The sequence below is a fragment of the Chryseobacterium sp. CFS2 genome (genome assembly GCF_036543225.1).
Classification (GTDB): domain Bacteria; phylum Bacteroidota; class Bacteroidia; order Flavobacteriales; family Weeksellaceae; genus Chryseobacterium; species Chryseobacterium culicis_A.
Genome location: NZ_JAZHQU010000001.1, coordinates 289,772 through 307,125, shown reverse-complemented (window position 1 = coordinate 307,125; position 17,354 = coordinate 289,772). Strand labels below are relative to the sequence as shown.

Here is a 17,354-nt window from a genome sequence, read left to right as displayed (position 1 = left end):
AACCTACAATGAAAACACTTATTATAACTGCAATAACCTTCTTCAGTTCGTATTGTTTTGCTCAGCAAGGAAATGAAGAAAAAGTCCAGGGAGATTTTGACGGAAACGGAACAAAAGAATATGCCTATACAAAAGTAAGTGACTGCGGTGATGAATGTGAAGGAAAATGTGAGACCACTATTTACTTCAGCGATAAAAGTATAGCCTCTATAATTGTTTCGCCAGCCAATCAGGGAAGTTTGTACAATTTGGGAGACCTTAATGGTGACGGGAAAGATGAGATTGGTTTTTATCCCAATTGGTGTACCAGTTGCTGGCATCCATTCTACGTGTATACTTTAAGTAAAGCAAGCTGGAAACCATTATTATCACCTATTTCAACACATTGTAATCAGTGGGAAGAGGATAAGTTTCCCATCAAAAAAGATCCGAAAAAGAAAGGTTATGTTATTGTTACCTCCAGTAAATGGATCGATGATGACATTAAAGTTATCAGTAAAAGTGTTAAGGTAAATTAGAATGTTAACTTGTTGCTGGTTGTTCTTTGTTGCTGGAAATATCAATATTTGGTAGTGATTTCCTATAATCAGAGAGCTGCTCCCTATAACCTGCTGACTAATATCTGCCACCTCTGATTTTCAACTTCTAATTAAATGCCTATCTTTGCAAAATGGAAAAACTCACTTTTGCGGATTTTGACCTTCCGGTTAAAATTCTTGATGTTTTAGCGGATTTGGAATTATTTGAACCTACCCCGATTCAGGAGAAGAGCATAAAACCTATTCTTTCAGGAAGAGATGTTATGGGAATTGCCCAAACAGGAACCGGGAAAACATTAGCTTATCTTTTACCCGTTCTGAAAACATGGAAATACAGCAAGACAGGAAATCCAACTGTTTTGGTGCTTGTTCCTACAAGAGAATTGGTGGTTCAGGTAACTGAAATCCTTGAAAAACTGACAGAAAACATTACGGCAAGAGTAATCGGAATATATGGTGGGAAAAATATCAACACGCAAAAGCTATTGTTCAACAATGGTTGTGATATTTTGGTAGGAACACCGGGAAGAGTGATGGACCTTTCCATAGACAACGCCATCTCTCTGAAAGAAGTACAGAAACTGATCATCGACGAATTTGATGAGATGCTTAACTTAGGTTTCAGACCACAGCTTACACATATTTTTGAAATGATGAAAGAGAAGAGACAGAATATTCTTTTCTCTGCAACGATGACGGAAGCTGTAGATGAAATGTTGGATGTATATTTTGCAAATCCAATAGAAATTTCATTGGCAAAATCAGGAACTCCGCTTGAAAAAATTGAACAGACTGCCTATAAGGTTGAAAACTTTAATACCAAAATCAATTTACTTGAACATTTGCTGAAAAATAATGCAGATATGTCTAAAGTATTGATTTTTAATAATAATAAAAGGCATGCCGACCTGCTCTTTACTAAGATTGATGAGCTTTTCCCTGGTCAGTTTGATGTAATTCATTCCAACAAATCTCAAAACTACAGACTTAAGGCTATGAAAAGCTTTGAGAACGAAGAAGTAAGAGGTTTGATTACTACGGACGTAATGGCAAGAGGTCTTGATATTTCAAGCATTACCCATGTGATCAACTTTGAAACGCCAGATATTCCGGAGCAATATATCCACAGAATTGGTAGAACGGGTAGAGCAGACAAAGACGGAAAGGCAATTACTTTTGTTACTAAAAAAGAAGAACCTTTGATTCTTGACATTGAACTATTGATGGATAAGGAGCTGAAGTATAATGAATTCCCGGAAGACGTTAAGATCAATCCTAAAAAGATTGCAGCTGAAGAAGATCAGATTGTCATGAAGAATCCTGCTCAGGTAAAACTGAATGATGGAGGAGGTGCATTCCATGAGAAGAAGGCTAAAAATACAAAAGAAAACTGGGGTGGTCCTTCCAAAAGAAAAACACCTAAGAAGTTTGGAGCCAATAGAGCTCAGCAAAAAGCAATATCGAAATCGAAAAGAAAGAAATAAAATAAAAACTCCCAACCTAATCTAGAGTGGGAGTTTTTATTTTTTAATCAAATTGAATGTTATTGTTCTTTAAAATTTCCTTAAACTTATCTGTTTTGCCTTCTTCTTTCATACTCTTGTAAATATATCCGATCATTTTTTCAGCATCTGATCGGTAAGGAGATTTCTGTTCGGAATAGAGCCTGTAGGCTTTACAAATATTGTCAAGACCTTTCTCATTATTCTTCAGATGAGTAAAATAGACTTGTCCCATCCCATAGTAAACTTCCGGATCACCGGGATATACTTTATCAAAATCGTTATAGGCATCGATAGCTTTCTGATATTCCTTCTTATAAACATACGTTATTGCTATGTTCTGTAAAGGCATTTTACCTTTTGGATCGGCAGCCAATGACTGTTTATAAGCATTAAGAGCTTTATCATATTCTCCAACTCTTCTATAGCAGATTCCCAGGTTATCCCATGCATAAATGAATTTTGGATCAATCTTTACGGCCTGCTCATAATTCTGAATGGCCTCCTTCCAGTTTTCTTGCTTGGATGCGTCAACGGCTTTCTGGTAGAAATTAATTGCTGTATCATTCTTTGAGAACTTGTCATAGCTGGTTTCAGTAGTTTGGGTAGCTTTTTGTACGCTTTCGCAGTTTTGCATCAGATAACGCTCAAGCTCATTATAGCTGTCCTTATACTGTTGTGAATTCTTATTCGTATTAAAAGTCAGGTTAATCTCTTTTTTTCCATTCACTTCCGTTGTCTTTTCTGCCTGTTTTTCTGCTCCTTTCAAAAGGGTTGATATCTGAAGTGCTCCTGTATATTTGTCAATACATTCATGAACATCTTTTATGATATCTTCCTTCTTTCGGTTTGACAGAGCAATAGAATCAGCACATTTACAGGCTTTTTCTGAGAGTTCCTGAAGAATCGTTTTTTCATTAGGTTTTTTCTGAGAAAATGAAAGAGAATACAGTAAAATAAAAAATAAAGTGGTTATTGGTTTTTTTATCATGGGTTGTAGTTTATTTCAGATAAGGAGTAATGATCTTCGTCCAGATTCTGTATCCTTCAGGCTTAAAATGAAGCATATCTTCTACAAAAATATCTTTTCTTACATTTCCGTCAGCATCTTCCATTGCTTTCGTTACGTCAATGAATTCAGCATTGGGCTCTTTCTTCATAAAAGCAGCAATTTTTTTGTTGGCAATTTTCATCTGTGGCCAGATCACTTCTCTGCTCGGAGAATATTTAATGGAAATATAATCCACCTGAATATTAGGAAATCTTTCACGTATTTTTTTATAAAAAGCTTTATAGCGGTTCACCACTACTTTTGCTTTCAGCTGATGATTGTCTGCAAAATCATTTTCCCCACAGTAAATGATGATCTGTTTGGGCTGATAAGGAGCTAAAAGATCATTTGCAAAATCATTAAGATCAGTAAGTCTTGAACCTCCGAATCCTCTGTTGATAATTGTTTTGCCGGGAAAATAATCTGCTATATCAGTCCATTTTGTAAATGATGAACTTCCCAGAAACAGGATGGCATCCTTTTGAGGCGGGTTTTGCTGATCCAGTTTTTTAAACTCCTGGATATCCTGCCAGAACATCGGTTTTTTTTCCTGAGAAAAGGCAATAGCAAAGTACAGCAATAGAAATGCTGATAGAATCTTCTTCATTATATTCAGTTTTAAATTAGATATAAAAGTAATAAAAAACTCCCGATTAGCGGGAGTATATGATTTATCTTTTGTAAGTAACGTAAGGAATGTCAGGAATTTTATCTCCATCCATATCAAAGATCCCTGATTGCTGGGCAAGTTTAAGTTCTTTGCCTGTCAAAACATCAATTCTGTAGTTTACAGAACCTTCGTCACCAAGTTTAATTCCAATCACTTTTGAATCAGCATCGTAGGTATATCTTCCTTCAGTTTTTTCCGATGGGGTACAATCTGCACCTGTTCCCGTATATGCTGTGTAGCTTACATAATAGTCTGTTCTTAAGAAAAGAGTATTTTTAGCTGCACATCCTGTTAAAGTTTCAGTATAAAGCACTGTTTTATTATCTTTTCCGGAAATTACTTCCCTTTTAACTTCCTTCCAATCTCCCTTCATGATATCCATGTCGTAAGCTTCGAGATTGTCATCTTTACAAGAAGTAAGTGCCAGGGCAGAAAAGGCAAATAAAAGTAGCTGTTTTTTCATTTTCACAAATTTAAGAATATGCTAAAATATAAATAAATTTGAAATATCTATAATGAAATAATGATTTTTTAAACAAATGTTTGTAAATTAAATAATTTTGAGAAGGTTATCGGTATTTTAACTGATATAAATCACTCAGGAAATGAAAAATTGATTTTAAAAAGGTAAAGAGAGTATAGTAACTGCTAAAATCAAAAGAAGCGGGTGGAAACCCGCTTTCTATATAAATTAATGGCTGATCCGGCTTTGGCCGAATCATAAATTGCTATATTAACTTCAAACTTTAAACCTTGAATTTAAAATCTTTAGTAGCTCATTTCTACAATTTTATAAGCATCTTTTGGAGTCAGTTTTTTGTATTCTCCAAGCCCTAACCAGTTTCTGTCTGTAAAGGCTTTTTCAACCTTTTCAGCAGTTCCTTTGAAGTCTTCTGTATATTCAGAAAGTTTGGTTTTGATATGAAGGCTGTGGAAAAATTCTTCCATTTTTTTGATTCCCAGTTCAGCTTTCTCTTCTACAGTTCCGTCTTTGATTCCCCAAACTCTTTCAGCGTACTGAGCCAGTTTGCCCTTTTTATCTTCAAAGTTGTAACGGTAATGAGAAGGCGCAATAATAGCCAGTGTTCTTGCATGATCAATACCGAAATAAGCAGTCAGTTCATGTCCCATAGCGTGTACTGCCCAGTCCGTAATGACTCCTTTCTGGATCAATCCGTTCAAAGCCATGGTACAGCACCACATAAAGTTTCCTGCAGCATCATAATTGAAATCATCGGCCAATACTTTTGGAGCGGTATCCTGCAGACTGATCAGAATGCTTTCTGCAATTCTTTCCTGAAGATCAGCAGAAGAAGGAGCGGTCATATATTGTTCCAAAACATGGGTATAAGCATCAGTAATTCCGTTCACGATCTGATTTTTTGGGATAGATCGGATAACTTCCGGATCCAATACAGAAAACTGAGGGAAAAGTCCGGGTCCTCCTGAAGATAATTTTTCATTGGTTTCCCTTCTGGATATTACGTAACCGGAATTCATTTCTGACCCCGTTGCCGGCAGTGTTAAAATACTTCCGAAAGGCATTCCCTGACCTTCAAATGTTCTTACCGACTTTCTCAGAATATCCCATGGCTCACCATCATAATTCGCAGCTGCAGAGATAAACTTCGTTCCGTCAATCACAGATCCACCGCCTACAGCAAGAAGGTAAGTAATGTTTTTTTCTTTGATAAAGCTCAGAGCATTGATTAAAACTTCGTATTCAGGATTGGCAGGAACTCCGCCAAACTCATACACTTCATGATCTTTCAAAGCCTCTTTTACCTGGTCATAAACACCATTGTTTTTGATGCTTCCACCACCATAAATCATTAATATTCTTGCGTCTTTAGGAATTTCGTTGGAAATTTTAGCGATTTCGCCTTTCCCGAAAAGTATTTTTGTTGGGTTTTTAAACTCGAAATTAAGCATTGTTCTAAATTTATTTTAAGTCAAATTTACGGAATGAAAAAGGAAATGTGAGTTAATGAAATTTTAAAATTGCTATTATTCAATTTTATGAAAACTATTTATGCTTTATTATTTTTCCCAAAAATCATTACAAAGAAGAACAGTTTTCATCTTTTGCATAAATACCGTTGCTCTTCGCTTCAATTTTTCCGGTCCTTCTGTTGATTTTTACCAAAAAAGATTCTTTTACGGCCGGACAACCCTTAGACTGCATAAGATACATGGAAATATGGCGGTCTTCTATCTTATAAGTTCCGGTAAATCTGTTGGTGGTATCAACGGAGTAGCCGTACGTTTTTGCCAATAAAATAGCTTCAGGAAGATTGTCTACCGTTCCGATAAAATCTCTCAGCTGCTGCTCATTGGAAAAATAAACCGATCTTTCGTTTTTGCATGCAAGAACGTATGAAAAACAGTTGTTCCCTATACATTTCTGGAAAAAACCTCTTTCCGGAACAGGTTCATTGATGGTCATGAAATCAGGAGCCTGACTTTCATAAATTATGGCTTTTTCATAATCCAAGTCATTGCTGAGAACGCGCCAGTAAGCATAGTCTTTATCCGGCACAATGAAGGGATAGAGATATTCTACGGTGTCAAGAATATCGGGAATTTTTTTATAATCATCGGGAACCTTGGCCTGACTGTAAAGCAGATTAGAGAGAATCAGGGAAAATGCGATGATGAGTTTCATAGAGAATGTGTTTCCGGTGCAAATGTAAGAAAGAGAATTATTCCAATACAATTTTATAATATCCTTTTTCAGCAGTTACATCAATATCTATACCTGTAAACGTTAATTTATTAATTTGATAGCCATCACACCCTCCATTAAATTCCGATGATTGTATTGAAAAGTCTAAGTCTTTAATATTAGAAAAGAATTTATATTTTTTTGTTCCATTATAAGCACCTACATTTTCTACAATGATCATATTGTCGGATGTTTTGGACAGTTGGATGCTATTGTTATCTTCGTCCTGAACTGAATAAGTGGTCAATGTTCCATTGGCAATAAGATTTTCATCATTAGAATCCACAAACTTAAAAAGGACTGGAAGAGGTGCATTATAACAATCTTTTTCACATGAGATGAAAAGAAGGGCTATGAGTAGAAAGGTAAATATTTTTTTCATGGATGATGGATGGTGTGAAGAGTAAAATTACTATTATTTTTTTGCATTTTGGTCTCAATTTTTGTCATTTGTCAATTAAATTAATTTCAAAATCACTTACATTTGTTACTATGATACACGACCAACGCGCAGAAAAATTCAGGCAGATTGTGGAAAATAAGTTCCAGATCTACAATTCATTATTTATGAGCCTGCCTTATGATAAAATGACGAACATCGGGATGCTGCTTCCGTTTCTCTATGAAGAAAGCAGAACCGGATATGAAGCAGGAAAGACTCCTGAAGATATCGTCGAAGAATTCTTTAAAAATCATACCGATCTTCAGAATGAAGAGCAGAAATTGGAACTGCTTTTTAAGATCATCCAATATATAGAAAGACAGGTTGTTTTGTTTGACAGTATTGAAGATGCAGCATTTCCAAACCTGCATTCTGAAAGTGATAATGGGACGGTGACGAACCTCTTTGAACGTTCTTTTCAGGATCATAAAATTGAAAAGGTACGTGAAAAATTAAAGGATTTTAGTGTAAAGGTTGTATTTACAGCTCACCCTACTCAGTTTTATCCGAGTTCAGTACAAAGGATTATCCAGGATTTAAGAGGAGCCATTATCGGTGATTCGGTGACACAGATTGATATGCTTTTGCAGCAGTTGGGGAAGACTCCTTTTGTCAACAAAGAAAAACCTACTCCGATAGATGAAGCGCTGAGTATTATTTCCTACCTGAGATATGTGTATTATGATACCATTGGTGAACTGTTTACGAAAATCAAAAAGACTTTCGGGAACGGGCATTTTCACCTTCATGAAGATATTATCCAACTGGGCTTCTGGCCTGGAGGAGATAGGGATGGTAACCCTTTTGTCACTGCGGATGTAACGAAAAGAGTAGCGGAAGAACTTCGTTCAGCAATCCTCAAATCTTATTACAGCCATTTGAAATTTATCAGAAGAAGATTAAGTTTCCGTGGGGTAGCTGAAGTTTTAACACAGTTAAGTGAAGAGTTATATGCTGCAATTTTTGATGGAAAAAGCATTCAAGCAGAAGATATTTTAACGAAAGCTAATGAAGCGGAAAAAATATTAATCAACGAACATAACTCTTTGTTTTTAGATCTTTTGGTAAATTTCAGAGACCGTGTGATGATCTTCGGAACTCACTTTGCAACATTGGATATACGCCAGGACAGTAGAATTCATCAGAAAGTTATTGATGAGGTATACGCAAAAGTGTACGGAAATGAAAAGGCTGAATATGAAGAGAAATTCAATAAACTGATTCAGGTTTCAGAAACGGTAAATGCTGAAGATTTTGAAGATATTGTAAAAGACACCCTGTTAACTGTTTCACAGGTCTCAGAAATTCAGAAGTTAAACGGGCTTCGGGGAATGAACCGCTATATTATTTCCAATTCTGATGCCGTAAAGGATGTGATGAATGTTTATGCATTCTTTAAAATCTGTGGTTATAAAGATAAAGCAATCAATATGGATATTGTTCCGCTTTTTGAAACTATGGAAGGTCTTGCCAACGCAGAGCACGTAATGAACGAACTGTATCATAATCCTGTCTATAAAAAACACCTTGAAAAAAGAGGGAACCAGCAGACGATTATGCTTGGATTCTCAGATGGAACGAAAGACGGTGGATATCTAAAAGCCAACTGGGAAATTTATAAAGCGAAAGAAGTATTGACTAAACTCTCCGAGGAGAATAATATCAAAGTTGTGTTTTTTGATGGTAGAGGAGGTCCGCCTGCAAGAGGAGGAGGGAAAACCCACGATTTCTATGCTTCTCAAGGAAAAACGATTGCCAATAATAAAATTGAACTTACGATCCAGGGGCAAACTATTACCAGTATTTTTGGAAATAAAGAACAGGCAAAATACAATTTTGAACAACTTCTGACAGCCGGAGTGGAAAATGACGTGTTCAAAAACGCAAAAAAAGACCTTACAGAAAAGGAAAGGGCTTTGATCATAGAACTGGCAGATATCAGTTATCAAAAATATTCAGACTTAAAAGCACATCCAATGTTTGTTCCTTACCTTCAGGAAATGAGTACGCTTGAATACTATGGAAAAACCAATATAGGAAGCCGTCCTTCAAAAAGAGGAAATGGCAGCGAATTGAAATTTGAAGACCTGAGAGCCATACCATTTGTAGGTTCATGGTCACAGCTAAAACAGAATGTGCCTGGATTCTTTGGGTTTGGATATGCTATGCAAAAGATGAAAGAGCAGGGTAGATTTGAAGAAGTAAGAGAGCTGTACAAAGGTTCGGATTTCTTTAAAACCTTGGTTTTGAACTCGATGATGAGTATGAATAAGTCTTATTTCCCTTTGACGTATTATATTAAAAACAATCCGAAATTCGGAGCATTCTGGAATGTTCTTTTCAATGAATATGAACTTTCCAGAGATATCATGCTCGAGTTGACAGGATTTAAAATGCTTCAGGAAGAAGATCCTTTGTCCAGAAAGTCTGTGAAAATCCGTGAAAAGATTGTTCTGCCGTTATTGAGTATTCAGCAGTATGCTTTAATGAAAATTCAAAAAGGAGAAGGAAATAAAGAAGTTTATGAAAAGCTGGTAACCCGTTCTTTATTCGGGAATATCAATGCAAGCAGAAACTCAGCTTAAGTTATTTTATACAAATGTTTTGTACATATTGTACAATAATATATTAATAGGAATGGGCTTTAGCCCATTCTTTTTTTTATTAATCAATCCATCGGCTTTAGCCAAAATATATTGTATGTGGTTGTAGAAGAATATCTCTCGCCTATTCAACATTACATGCAGTATCAGAATCTGCTTAATCTGTTTAATTTGCGAGAGATAAAATAGTTATTCCTTTAAGAATTTTTCATACAAAACCTTATCCTTCGTCTGAATTTTAAGATAATAGGTTCCTTTGGGAAAATCCTCCACTTTTATAGATTTCTGATTATAATTTTTTCTGACGAGTCTTCCCAGATTATCATAAATTTCTAAAGACAGTATTTCCTGTTCTGAAGCAATGTTTAGAATATTTTTAGCAGGATTCGGAAATATAGAGCATTTTTCTTTCTTTACAAGTTCAGAGGTATTCAGAACGAGGTTGTATAAGTTTCCGAAATTAAGAATACCATATCCTATCTGATCTGAATGGGCAGGATACAGTGAAGCGGTCTGTCTCAGTCTTGTTCTGATCTGTTCCCTGTTCATCGTTGGAAATGCCTGAATAAGACAGGCTACTCCTCCGGCAGCAATAGGCGTTGCAATAGAAGTTCCGTTCACGATTAAGGTAGCATTATCATAAACGGTTGTAGTTCCAGTTCCTAGAGTGCTTCCATCAGGTTTTACGATCCCGAGAGCATTTGGCCCATAAGAAGAAGAAGGAGAGGCATTTCCGGCAGCATCTACATTTCCAATAGAGAATACTTTTGCATTGTCAGAAGGTGTCAAAAGGTAATGCCATGGCTGTTGTCCGGAATTACCTGCAGCAGCAAGTACAAAAATCCCTTTCTCAGCAGCAATGCCTGCTCCGCGTGCAATGAAAGAAGTACTTCCGTTCATATCGGCATACGTATAATTGTAACGGCTTTCATCAAAAACATTGTAACCTAATGATGATGTAATAATTTCCACTCCTTTTCTGTCCGCTTCTTCAGCAGCCTCAATCCAATAGAGTTCTTCTTCAGGAATTTCTACAGCAGCATTTTCACTGCGGTAAAGATAAAAATCAGCATCAGGGGCTGCTCCTACAAAAACATCTTGCAGATATCCGCCGATAACTCCTAAAACAACAGAACCATGAGGACTTAGCGCTGTATTGTAAATATCTCCGGTTTTGGTAACAAAATCATAAGATGCTTTGATATGATTATTTGTCCACAATCTTGCAAAAGCAGTTCCCGTATTCACTGTGGGAAATCCGGCATCAATCACCGCTATAGAAATTCCTGTTCCGGTGTAACCTGCGAGATGAAGCGGCCGAATATTAACCTGGTCAATTTGTGCAGAACCGGAACCATAATTAAAGTTCGTGAGTGTTTTATTGACACTGGCATCATCTTTCCATTTTCCAGGTGCTGTTTTTACGGTTGTTGAACTGTTTCTTGCAAAACTTTCTACAGACAAAACAAAGGTTTGAGACTGCAACAACGTTTTTTGAGCTGGAGTGGCATTTACTGCAGCTCCGTTAAGCCATTTTGAATAATCTGTAACCGTAAATCCTAAATTTTGAAGATTCTGGAGATAAGACTGTTCAATAGGGGCATCCTGATCATTGAGCGGTATTCCCAGTGCGGTACGCCTGTTGAGTGATTTCTGGCTGAGTTCTGACAGCGGATTTGCATAAAAAGCTGCTTTATTAGGCTTATCCGTGAAGTAAACAAAAACGAGCTCCGTTTGTGCTGAAACGGTTAGGTAACCTGTTAGGAAACAAAAGAGTAAAAGTTTTTTCATGAAATTTATTTGTATAAAGATAAAAACAAAATCAATAAAATTTTTGATAGGATTTTAAATTCCTTATTTTTACAGAAATATTTATTATATGAAAAAAATTCAGATGGTTGACTTGCAAAGTCAGTATTACAAAATAAAGAATGATGTAGACAATGCAGTGTTGAATGTAATGGATTCTGCGGCATTTATTAACGGTCCTGAAGTAAAGTCTTTCCAGAATGAATTGGAGTCTTATTTAGAAGTAAAACATGTGATCCCGTGTGCCAATGGTACAGATGCATTACAGATTGCCCTGATGGCTTTAGATCTGAAAGAAGGAGACGAAATTATTACAGCTGATTTTACTTTTGCTGCAACAGTAGAAGTAATTCACCTGCTTAAATTAAAATCTGTATTGGTGGATGTGGATTATGATACATTCACGATTTCTACAGAACAGATTAAAAAAGCAATTACCCCAAGAACAAAAGCAATTATTCCGGTACATATTTTCGGACAGTGTGCCAATATGGAAGAGATATTGAAAATTGCTGAAGAGCACAACCTATATGTTATCGAAGACAATGCTCAGGCAATCGGTTCAGAATATACATTCTCTGATGGAACCGTAAAGCAGGCAGGAACAATGTCTACAGTAGGAACAACATCTTTCTTCCCTTCAAAGAATCTTGGATGCTACGGAGACGGAGGTGCTATTTTTACCAATAATGATGAGCTTGCTCACCGTTTGAGAGGGATCGTTAACCATGGTATGTATGAAAGATATTACCATGATGAGGTAGGAGTAAACTCCCGTTTGGATAGTATTCAGGCTGCGGTTTTAAGAAAAAAACTTCCTCACCTGGATTCTTACAACGAAGCAAGAAGAAGAGCTGCAGACTTTTATGATGAAGCATTTGGAGGAAATCCAAATATTCTTACTCCCAAAAGGGCAGAAAATTCTACACATGTATTCCACCAGTATACTTTAAGAATTCTGAATGGAAAACGTAATGAGCTTCAGAAGTTTTTGACGGAAAAAGAAATTCCTGCAATGATCTACTATCCGGTAGCATTAAGAAAACAAAAAGCCTACTATCAGGAAAGTAATGATGCAGATTTTGTGAATACAGACAAACTTTTGGATCAGGTAATTTCTTTACCTATGCATACAGAATTAGATGAAGAGCAGCTGAAATATATTACAGATGCAGTGCTTGAGTTTATGAAATAGATATGCTTCACGAAGAAAGAATATTGAAGCATAAGTTCGCTTATTTTTTTACAATTATTTTCGTTTTTGCTTGGATTATTTATTATGGAGCAGTAGTTATTAATATTCTGCTTAAAGGATACAGAGTAAAAGATGAATATACTGGATTTGAAATACCCTATTATTCATTAACATTTATAATATTTACATTATTAATTATGACCTTTATAAGTATTTTTAAAGAATCAAATAAAATGTTCTTGTATCTTAATATCTCTATGTTTTTAATAATGATTGCAGGGTTGGTTACTTTTTATGCCAAGTTGGGAGAGACTTCAGTAAAGTCTATTTATTCACTTTTAATAACAATAGCAGTATTGGTTATCGGACCCGCAATTTTAATTAATTATTTAAAACATAATCCGGCAAAAAGCGAAATAGAAGATATAGGGAAACACAAAGATTAAAAAATAAAAATGGCAATACTTGTTACCGGCGGACTTGGATATATTGGTTCTCACACTGTAGTAGAACTTCTTAATAACGGCTTTGAAGTAGTTATTGTAGATGATTTATCCAATTCGGAGAGGTTTATTTTAAAAAATATTGAGGAAATTACAGGTAAGAAGCCGGTTTTTTATCCTTTTGATTTGAGAAGAAAAGAACTTCTCACTCAGGTTTTTGATGCTCATCAGATTGATGGATGTATCAATTTTGCTGCTTCCAAAGCGGTAGGTGAGAGCCAGGTAAAACCTGTGGACTATTATGAGAATAATTTGTTCTCTTTGATTAATATCCTTAAGGAATTTAAGGAAAGAGAGATTTCTAATTTTATTTTCAGTTCATCTTGTACAGTATACGGACAGGCAGATGAAATGCCGATACATGAAAACACTCCGTTGAAAGTACCTGAAAGTGTATATGGGAAGACAAAGCAAATGGGAGAGCAGATCCTGATTGATTTTGCCAAAGCCTATCAAAGTAAAGTATCATTATTAAGATATTTTAATCCAATCGGAGCGCATCCTTCCGGAAAACTGGGAGAGTTGCCGATAGGGATTCCTAATAATTTAGTACCTTATGTGATGCAGACGGCTTCAGGAGTACGTGAAAAACTGAACATCTGGGGTGACGATTATACTACAGAGGACGGAACGGCCGTTCGTGATTATATCTATGTTGTAGACCTGGCGAAGGCACATGTTGCAGCATTAAAAAAACTGATGGAAGATCCATCAACGGATGCTGTGATTGATATTTACAACCTGGGAACAGGAAATGGATCATCTGTGCTGGAGGTGGTAAAGGCATTTGAAAAGGCCAATAATGTAGAAGTGCCTTATCAGATCTGCGCAAGAAGAGAAGGGGATATTACTATTGCATATGCCAATCCTGAAAAAGCGGAGAAAGAACTTAACTGGAAGTCTGAAACGTCTCTGGAAGAATCTTTAAGAACCGTTTGGGAATGGCAGAAATATTTAAACAGTAGAAATTCATAAACATACGTATTGAGAAATCGTAATGTTGTATGAAACAATAATTTAAAAGATAATAAAACAAATTACAAAACACCTTCCCTGAAATTCAGTGCTTTATTTTTTAAGAACATGTATTTCAGCGGAGCTTTAATTTACAATTAATATGAAGACACAGAGAATAGGTATTACATTTTCATCATTTGACTTATTACACGCAGGTCACATCAAAATGCTTGAAGAAGCTAAAACGGTATGTGATTATTTAATCGTGGGGCTTCAAATCGACCCGTCACACGATCGTCCCAACAAAAATAAGCCAAGCCAGACTATTGTTGAAAGATATATTCAACTGAAAGCAGTGAATGCTGTAGATGAGATCATTCCTTATTATACAGAAGAAGATCTTTTGGATATTCTTAAATCATTTGTAATTGATGTAAGAATTATCGGAGATGATTATATGGACAGAGATTTTACAGGTAAAAAATACTGTGAAGAAAAAGGAATTGAGCTTTTTTACAACAAAAGAGACCATAGGTTTTCCACCAGTGATCTGAGAAGAAGAATCTACGAAGCTGAAAAAGAAAAATACTCGAAAGCAGAACCTGTAAAATAACAGGAATAAAAAAATCCCGAAAGTTACTTTCGGGATTTTTTGTTGTATTACATTGGACCGCCTTGCTGGTCGTCTCCTGCTGCATTGGAATTGATATCCTTTTTCTTTTTAGGCTGTTCAATTTTTTCTCCCTGCTTGAATCTGTAAGTTAATGATATAGCAAACTGTCTTGGCTGCCATTGCATATAGTTTCTTCGTGTATAATCCTCATTGAAACTGAATACTTCTCTGCTTCTTGTGTTGAATATATCCTGAATATTGAAGGAAATTGTTCCGTCTCCTTTCCAGATTGTTTTAGAAGCACCAAGGTTCAGCGCATACATATCCTGAGTATTTTGGTTGGCCGATTTCTGTGCCCCTCTATAGAATCCTTGCAGTTGTACGCTTAACGTTTTGTCAAGCCTGAATGTTGTATTCAGACGTGCTCTGGTAGAAAATCCGTTTCCTGTAAAATCCATATTACGGGTTTGCTGCTGCTTATTTTTATCAATAGCATCATAATAAGCAATTCCGCTGGTTTTATATCCGAACATGTCAAGGCTTCCCATTATTTTCAACCAGGCGAAAGGATCGTAGGTGAAGTTCAGGTCCAAACCGTAACGATCATCACTTCCTAAGTTGATAGGTTTTGTATAGAATACTCCCAGGCTTTCATCAGGTCTGTAGACTAGCATTTTAGTATCATCAGTGGCATGTCTGTAGTATAGGGTAGGATTAATGGTAAACTTTTTTCTCGTAATATTATATCCTACTTCAAATGAATCTACATACGATGGGTTCAAATCTATGTTTCCTTCAAAAATATTCTGGCTGTTGCTGTAATTTGGGAAAGGAACCATGAAGAATGATCTTGGTCTGTCTATTCTGCGGGAATAATTAAGCAAAATCTGATTGTTTTTAGAAACATCATAGCTTAAGAATACACTCGGAAATAAATTATTGTAGTTTTTAGTTTTATCGATCCTTTTGTCATTAGGATTTTGATTGATATAATTGATGCTTACATTTGAAAGCTCATCTCTTAATCCCAGCTGATAAGCAAATTTCTCTCCGATTTTACTTTTAAACTGCAAATAGAAAGCATTGAAAACTTCCTTATAGTCAGTATTGTTGTTATAACTAGGAATATAAGGATTGTTGGAAGTACTGCTTACAAAGTTATCATACGTATTATCATTGACATCCAATCTGTATCCTGCTTCAAGCTTTGATTTTTCTCCTATTGGTAGTTCATAATCAGCCTTACCAATGATTGTTTTGCTTGACGAATGTCTTCGTGTAACATCTTGCACATCAGGACGAAGGTCATAGGTTTCAAGAATGTCTGCATTATTATTACTTCTGTTCTTTTGCAAGCTCAATGATACGGCTAAATTCTGTCCTTTATCATCAAATTTGTGATCCAATCCTAAATCTCCCTGGAAAGCAAGATTATTGAATACACTTTTAGAATCTCTTCTTCCGGTAGGGTTTAATAAATTCCATTGCCCTGCAATAGTGCTTGGGTCCGGGGAATCTCTGAAGAACCTGTAAAAGCTGTCATAAGTATCCAGAAGTTCATTTCCGTCTCCTTCAAATGTTCTCACCAATCCTGTGAAATTGATTGATGTCTTATCAGATAAGTCATGTACAAAACCGGCACTTACATTATAATTTTTATTATAAGTTTTATTGGTTGAGTTCTGCAACTGATGTGCAAGAACATCGTTGGGCTGCTGAAAAGGAAGGATTTTAGGGAATGTAAGGTTATGATAAGTCGTTTCCGAATTATTCTTGGTTTTATTTTCTGTGTAGCCACCGCCACCGTTCAGAAACCAGGTCCAGTTGTTTTTTCTCCAGCTTAGGTTGGTATTAAGAGAAGTTCTTGGAAAATATCCTAACGATCCTACCACGCTTCCGTTAAATCCAACTTTTTTGCTTTTTTTAAGGATGATATTCAGAATACCGGATGTTCCACTCGCTTCAAATTTAGAAGAAGGGTTGGTAATTACCTCAATTCTTTCAATCTGGTCAGCAGGAATACTTTGTAATGCATTGGCTCCATCGTCAATTCCCAATAGGGCAGAAGGTTTACCATTGATCAGAAATTTTACATTGGTACTTCCTCTCATAGAAACGGTTCCGTCTGTATCTACAGAAACTGAAGGAACATTCGTTAAAACATCCTGAAGGTTTCCTCCTTTGCTCACGATGTCCTGTGAAGGATCATATGTTTTTTTGTCAAGTTCTACTTTATAAGGTTTGGCTGCTGAAGCGGTAATAACAACACCTTGTATTTCTTTTGTTTTACCATCCACAGTAGAGGTAGGCTCTGCTTCAATAGATAGCGCCCCGATATTCCCTGCTGCAGCAATATTTTTGCTGACTACACTTTTTTTGTAATCAATCGCTTCTACGGTAATATCATAATCTCCCGGCATAAGCTGAAGCTGATACTGTCCCTTTTCATCAGTCAGTACAGCATCACTTAACGTTTTGTTCGCTTTATTACTGAAAGTTACAGAAGCGTAAGGAACCGGCTGATTTTTTTTGTTGACAATGATTCCTGAAACTCCAGCCTTCTCCTGTGCAAAAGCCATCGCTGCTGCTGAAAGTACTAATGTAAGTCCTAACGTTTTTCTGGTGAAAATATTGACAATTTCTGTCTTATTCTTCATAGGTTATTTTTTTGTATAAGATCGTGAAAGAATAACCCATAATATTTTGAATATCCATATCAATTTGATCTTCAAAACATTATGGTTT

15 protein-coding genes are annotated in these 17,354 nt (G+C 36.0%); 7 read left to right on the top strand and 8 right to left on the bottom strand.

Annotated features, from left to right (window positions below):
• Positions 1-8 precede the first annotated feature (8 nt).
• Both ODR02_RS01405 and ODR02_RS01400 read left to right on the top strand, forming a co-directional pair.
• The gene (locus ODR02_RS01405) at positions 9-518 is read left to right on the top strand and encodes a hypothetical protein (RefSeq protein WP_309511408.1); all 510 of its coding nucleotides are present in this window, start codon (positions 9-11) and stop codon (positions 516-518) included.
• Between the two features lie 152 nt (positions 519-670).
• Positions 671-2,023, top strand: coding sequence for a DEAD/DEAH box helicase (locus tag ODR02_RS01400; protein WP_309511407.1), 1,353 nt, complete (start codon positions 671-673; stop codon positions 2,021-2,023).
• Positions 2,024-2,066: 43 nt separating this feature from the next.
• On the opposite strand, the gene ODR02_RS01395 is transcribed toward ODR02_RS01400, so the two are convergent.
• From ODR02_RS01395 to ODR02_RS01370, 6 genes are all read right to left on the bottom strand, one after another.
• A complete protein-coding gene (locus ODR02_RS01395) occupies positions 2,067-3,032 on the bottom strand; it encodes a tetratricopeptide repeat protein (RefSeq protein WP_309511406.1) in 966 nt (321 codons plus the stop codon).
• Between the two features lie 10 nt (positions 3,033-3,042).
• Positions 3,043-3,699, bottom strand: a complete 657-nt coding sequence (locus ODR02_RS01390; protein WP_209785167.1) for a GDSL-type esterase/lipase family protein — start codon at positions 3,697-3,699, stop codon at positions 3,043-3,045.
• A 64-nt stretch (positions 3,700-3,763) separates the two neighbouring features.
• Positions 3,764-4,225 carry a lipocalin family protein gene (locus ODR02_RS01385; protein ID WP_209785166.1) on the bottom strand — a complete coding sequence of 154 codons (462 nt, stop codon included), beginning with the start codon at positions 4,223-4,225 and terminating at the stop codon, positions 3,764-3,766.
• 305 nt (positions 4,226-4,530) lie between these two features.
• Positions 4,531-5,694, bottom strand: coding sequence for an iron-containing alcohol dehydrogenase (locus ODR02_RS01380; RefSeq protein ID WP_209785165.1), 1,164 nt, complete (start codon positions 5,692-5,694; stop codon positions 4,531-4,533).
• Between the two features lie 127 nt (positions 5,695-5,821).
• Positions 5,822-6,427 carry a hypothetical protein gene (locus tag ODR02_RS01375; protein ID WP_309511405.1) on the bottom strand — a complete coding sequence of 202 codons (606 nt, stop codon included), beginning with the start codon at positions 6,425-6,427 and terminating at the stop codon, positions 5,822-5,824.
• 37 nt (positions 6,428-6,464) lie between these two features.
• A complete protein-coding gene (locus tag ODR02_RS01370; RefSeq protein WP_209785163.1) occupies positions 6,465-6,869 on the bottom strand; it encodes a hypothetical protein in 405 nt (134 codons plus the stop codon).
• A 110-nt stretch (positions 6,870-6,979) separates the two neighbouring features.
• Between ODR02_RS01370 and ODR02_RS01365 the strand changes: the two genes are divergently transcribed.
• Complete coding sequence (locus ODR02_RS01365; protein WP_309511404.1) at positions 6,980-9,514, top strand: phosphoenolpyruvate carboxylase; 2,535 nt, start codon at positions 6,980-6,982, stop codon at positions 9,512-9,514.
• Positions 9,515-9,721: 207 nt separating this feature from the next.
• On the opposite strand, the gene ODR02_RS01360 is transcribed toward ODR02_RS01365, so the two are convergent.
• On the bottom strand, positions 9,722-11,323 hold the full coding sequence (locus ODR02_RS01360; protein WP_309511403.1) for a S8/S53 family peptidase: 1,602 nt from the start codon (positions 11,321-11,323) through the stop codon (positions 9,722-9,724).
• Between the two features lie 88 nt (positions 11,324-11,411).
• Between ODR02_RS01360 and ODR02_RS01355 the strand changes: the two genes are divergently transcribed.
• From ODR02_RS01355 to ODR02_RS01340, 4 genes are all read left to right on the top strand, one after another.
• A complete protein-coding gene (locus tag ODR02_RS01355; RefSeq protein ID WP_209785160.1) occupies positions 11,412-12,536 on the top strand; it encodes a DegT/DnrJ/EryC1/StrS family aminotransferase in 1,125 nt (374 codons plus the stop codon).
• A gap of 2 nt (positions 12,537-12,538) precedes the next feature.
• On the top strand, positions 12,539-12,982 hold the full coding sequence (locus ODR02_RS01350; RefSeq protein ID WP_309511402.1) for a hypothetical protein: 444 nt from the start codon (positions 12,539-12,541) through the stop codon (positions 12,980-12,982).
• A 9-nt stretch (positions 12,983-12,991) separates the two neighbouring features.
• Positions 12,992-14,014: a UDP-glucose 4-epimerase GalE gene (galE, locus tag ODR02_RS01345; protein ID WP_309511401.1), complete on the top strand. Its 1,023-nt coding sequence runs from the start codon at positions 12,992-12,994 to the stop codon at positions 14,012-14,014.
• A 142-nt stretch (positions 14,015-14,156) separates the two neighbouring features.
• A complete protein-coding gene (locus tag ODR02_RS01340; protein WP_105683567.1) occupies positions 14,157-14,609 on the top strand; it encodes an adenylyltransferase/cytidyltransferase family protein in 453 nt (150 codons plus the stop codon).
• 47 nt (positions 14,610-14,656) lie between these two features.
• Here the strand turns inward: ODR02_RS01340 and ODR02_RS01335 are convergent, their stop codons facing one another.
• Positions 14,657-17,266, bottom strand: a complete 2,610-nt coding sequence (locus ODR02_RS01335) for a TonB-dependent receptor (protein WP_209785157.1) — start codon at positions 17,264-17,266, stop codon at positions 14,657-14,659.
• Between the last annotated feature and the right edge of the window lie 88 nt (positions 17,267-17,354).